Raw genomic sequence first — 4,155 nt, 5'->3', positions numbered from 1 at the left:
GCATTTTTCAGCAGGAACTGGCTGAACTTCTTTTGCGGAACAGGCGATTCCAGATTATCCTCGCACCACTTGGTGTAGGCGCGGTAGAGATAGGTGGAGCGTTCCTCGGTGTCGGGCTTGAAGCGGACATACGCACTGGCCTGCATGAACTGGGTCAGGTTGTCGCTGTCCGCCATAGCTGCTTCAAGGTTCTGGATGGAGCGCTCGCTGATGGTGAACTGATAGCGGTTCGCCATCAGACGGTGCAGCCCCTCCAGCATCCACAGCAGGATGCCGGGACGCTCCTCGGACAACTCTTCGATGAGGAAGGGATTATCCACCCGGGCAGGGTCACGGTCTTTCACCGTGATGAGGATCTGTCTGCGCCAGAAGCCGTCGCTGTCATCGTGAGCGGCCACAAGGTTGCCATTGCCGAAGCAGATGAAACGAACGTACAGCAGGCCTTGGACAGCCTGCTTGTTTTTCCGCTCGATGCACAAACGGTCCTCGGCGGTGACGATGGACTTGATGTTCCGTGTTTCGGGCAAAGCCACCATGTTCAGGTCGTCATCGACCATGACCAACTTGTACTCCAGATTTGCACTGGCAAAGCGGTTCGTTTCGATGCGGAGGATGGATTCGGAGTGAGAGGCTTCCCCGAACAGCTTCTTCAGCAGCAAGCCGATGCGGGATTTTCCCTCGCCGCCCTTGCCGGTCATGACCAGCATCTTCTGCGCCTTGGTAGACGGGATCAGGAGATAGCCGAGATATTCCTGCAAGGTCAGAATGTCCTCCGGGATGAGCAGACCGTCCAGAAATTCCAGCCACTTGGTCGGTGCGGGGGCATCGGGCTGGTATTCCACGGGGAGCCGGTTCAGGCAGAGTTCCTTTTCCGGCACAAATCCCCGCTCGTCCAGAAAGTAGGTTCCGTTCTGGAGATGGATGCGGTCAAGCTGGGGTTTCCATTCAGGGGTATAGGTTTCGATACGGAGTGCGTCCAGAACCTGCTTTTCCTTCTTGGCAAGGTTGTCGAGCACAAAGTCACGGAGGTCGCTGTGGACTTCGTAGAGCAGTGCGTCCTCGTCTACCTCGCCGTTCTGGTCGAACAGCTTCTGTTTCAGGCACATCATGGGGTGTTTCTCTAAAAGGTACTGGCAGTAAGCGGTTTCACGCACTTTGCCCTTACTGTCTACCCAAGGGCATTCGCATTCTTCCTCTTCTTCCAGTTCGTCCTCATCACGCCAATCTTCGTTCCTCTTTTTCCAGTCGCTCATGCAATCCCTCCCAATACTTCCGTAGCTCGTTTTCGGTCTGCGGGTCCGGGAGCACCGAACAGTCCAGATAATATTCAACGATGTCAAGGTTCTTTATCGCTTCAAGAAAGCAGGGGTGAAGTTCTTCTGTGGGTGACTGCGGTGAGTATCGGACCCGCCAACGCTGCAGACAGCGGTAATAGTCCAGCAGCTGCTGCCGGACGGTGGGCGGTCTGCGGGGAGCAAGCCGCACCTTGCCGTCGGCAAGTGCCATGCCGAAGTCATCCTTCAACTTTTCCACAGCCTTGTAGGGAGAAAGTTGAAAAAGTCTGCCGACAAAATCGATCACATCGCCATCTGCCTGACAGGCGAAACAGTGGAAACGGCTGTCCACCTTCATGCTGGGGTGTTTATCCCCGTGGAAGGGGCAGCACATCATACCGTTCCGGTTTACGGCGAAGCCGTATAGCTCCGCTGCCTGCCGGGTCGAGATAGCGTTTTTTACGTCCGAAAAGACAGAGGTGCTACCCTCCGTCCCAATGGGTGGGGTACAGGCGAAAGGACGAAGCCCGGTGAGGGGCGTGGGTGAGGTTGGGTTTATTCACACATCGATCCGTCAGAGTGTTGTTCATTTGACCTCCTGCTGCGGTACGGCGTGGCCGCGCTCCTCCTTGCGGAAGAAGGCTTCCACGTTCTGTTGTGCGGTGCGGAGTTCACGCAGTTCGATCTGCGCTTTCTTGTAGCGGGTGTAGAACCTGTTTTTCTCCGAGGAAAGGGTCTGGTATTCGGCATCCAGCTTTTTGAGGTCCGGCAGCGTCCTGAGCCCGTTGGCCTTGAAATAGGCGCAAGCGGCCTCGTACACAGCAAGCTCTGCACGGTGCTGCTCTTTGAACTTGGCGGGATTCCGCACAGTCTGGAGCTTCTGTGCAAGAGGCTTGTACTGCCGATAGACCACAAGATGCCCGCGCAGCTCCTTGAGGGAGACCACGCGGGCATCCAAGTCTTTGACCACCGCCAGTGCATCGTCGTGCTGGGTTTGCAGTTCGGCAATGCGCTGGTGCAGGGCATCTTCGCTGAGCAGCTTTTTCTCCTGCAGGAGACACAAGGTCTGCGACCAGCGTTTGAGGTTGAACTTTTTCGCCCAACGCTCATAGCCGATGCCCTTGCCTGCAGCAACGTTCGCCTGAATGTCAACCAGTTTCCTGATCTTATCCGGCTTCTTCTCGCTGCTGGGCTGGATGATGGCGGCAAGCTTGATGTTCTGGGAGAGGGCGGTCAGCACCTGCTCTTTTTCCAGTTTCTTGCTCAGTTTCTTGGCAGTGATGAACTTTGTCCGACCGGGCGGGCAGTAGCTCAACCGGCCTCGGCTCTCATTCACGGCGATGCCGTATTCCTGCATGAGCAATGCAGAAAATTCCTCGAAGGTGGTGGTCTTGTTCAGCACGGAGTAGATCTGCTTTCGCAGTTTGTCCAGCTCGGTCTGGTAGACGGTCTGGGTGGGCTGCTGCCCTTCGGCGGCAAGTTTGGCGTTGGCATGGTCGAGACGGCGTTGTCCGCGCCGCTGCGCCCAATACTCGCGCTCCGAAACATGGTCGCCTTGGGCTTCCAGCAGATTGATCTGGTTCAGATCGGCTTGCTCGCACATCTCCATGACTGCGACACGGAGGTGCCGGAGCATGGCAGAAGTGCAGCGGTGCTTCTTGCCCGCTTCCCAGTCGCATGGCTTGTCCATGAAGGGCTGCCGTTCCACGGTGCGGACACGCAAGCTGCCGATGACGATGTGGACGTGGATGTTTCCCGCACTGTTGTGACCGTCCGGGTGGGTGCAGACGATGGCGGGATGACCGGGGAAGTTGTCCTTGCAGAACTGCAAGCCAAGGGCTTGCGCCCATTCCATGGTCAGGCCGTTCTCCACTGCGTCCTTCGGGTCGAAGCTCACAATGTAGTGATGGGTCTTCACGTCCTCCCGCCCGCCGTTCTTGCCGTACTTGCGGTTGGCAATCAGGCAGGCCATAGCAAACGAAGATTCGCCGCACTCAAGGGTGTCGAGCAGGTACGAATCCCGCAGCTTGGGTCTGCCTTTCTCGTCCAGAATGGGCAGACCGGTGTACTCGTTGTGCTGAAAGGTGAGATAGCTTTCGGCGGCGGCATAGTTAGAGTTTTTCGAGGTCAAATGCTTGATGGTTGCCATACAGTTCACCAACCGTTTCTTCGGCTTTCAGCCGAAAGTTCGTGAGCGCGGACAGTTCCTCCAGTATTTGCGCCCGGAGCTGCTCGGTGTCTTTGCCGCCGGAGTTAAAGTGCCGTGCAAGCTGGTTGAGGTTGCTTCCCACCTTGCTGCACTGGGCAGACAAGGCGGCAAGCGCCGCCAGTGCATCCTCGCCGCCCTGCGCCACCACAACGGTGTGCTTGACGTTCACGCCGTACAGGACGCGGCGGACGAGTTCGGATTGGGTGAGGTGGAGTTTTTTGCAGGCGTATGCGATCCGCAGTTTTTCTTCTGCGGTCACTCGGACTTTGATGATGTGTGTCTTTCGTTTTCGCGGCGTATCATTGCGGTTCTTCTTTGCGTGTACGTTCGGACTTTTCATTTCAGCCATATTCGACCTCCTGTGAAAATGATAAATGCCCGTTCCGGGATGGAGAGGGCTATGTAATGCGACACGCCGCATTCGCACCAACGGTGCGAAGCTAGAGCAGGGTTTGGGGAAGGCACTCCCCAACAAGGATGACTGAGTGGACAGCAATTTTTCAAGCATTGAAAATTTGTGGCCACAGGTCGATACTTGCTTTCGCCCTTTCCGTGCAACACTGAAAATTTCAGAAGTCGAACCGCAATGCACGTTGAAGATTTTGCAGAGCAAAACATGTGAAAAGGCAAAGCTCCTGCTCATGGTCACCGTTCACACCGAACGCAGTTCCT

At 56.2% G+C, this 4,155-nt stretch carries 5 protein-coding genes; 1 reads left to right on the top strand and 4 read right to left on the bottom strand.

Annotation, left to right across the window (positions count from 1 at the left end; translation table 11 throughout):
- The 4 genes from GKG34_RS15480 to mobC all read right to left on the bottom strand — a co-directional run.
- On the bottom strand, positions 1 to 1,253 hold a 1,253-nt coding region (locus GKG34_RS15480), incomplete at its 3' end, for a phage/plasmid primase, P4 family (RefSeq protein WP_154256849.1).
- Entirely contained in the window at positions 1,216 to 1,668 is a 453-nt protein-coding gene (locus tag GKG34_RS15475) for a CHC2 zinc finger domain-containing protein (RefSeq protein ID WP_279237279.1), read from the bottom strand. The genes GKG34_RS15480 and GKG34_RS15475, both read right to left, overlap by 38 nt.
- 192 nt (positions 1,669 to 1,860) lie before the next feature.
- The gene (locus GKG34_RS15470; RefSeq protein ID WP_154256846.1) at positions 1,861 to 3,423 is read right to left on the bottom strand and encodes a relaxase/mobilization nuclease domain-containing protein; all 1,563 of its coding nucleotides are present in this window, start codon (positions 3,421 to 3,423) and stop codon (positions 1,861 to 1,863) included.
- Positions 3,386 to 3,832: a plasmid mobilization relaxosome protein MobC gene (gene mobC, locus GKG34_RS15465; protein ID WP_154256844.1), complete on the bottom strand. Its 447-nt coding sequence runs from the start codon at positions 3,830 to 3,832 to the stop codon at positions 3,386 to 3,388. Before mobC ends, GKG34_RS15470 begins: the two co-directional genes overlap by 38 nt.
- A 136-nt stretch (positions 3,833 to 3,968) precedes the next feature.
- On the opposite strand from mobC, the gene GKG34_RS15795 reads away from it, so the two are divergent.
- The coding region (locus tag GKG34_RS15795; RefSeq protein WP_206671451.1) for a hypothetical protein at positions 3,969 to 4,155 on the top strand (187 nt) is incomplete at its 3' end.

The organism is Faecalibacterium sp. BIOML-A4, from assembly GCF_009679665.1.
Taxonomy (GTDB): Bacteria; Bacillota; Clostridia; order Oscillospirales; family Ruminococcaceae; genus Faecalibacterium; species Faecalibacterium taiwanense.
Note: the sequence above shows the minus strand (reverse complement) of the source record. Positions and strands in the feature narration are given on the sequence as shown.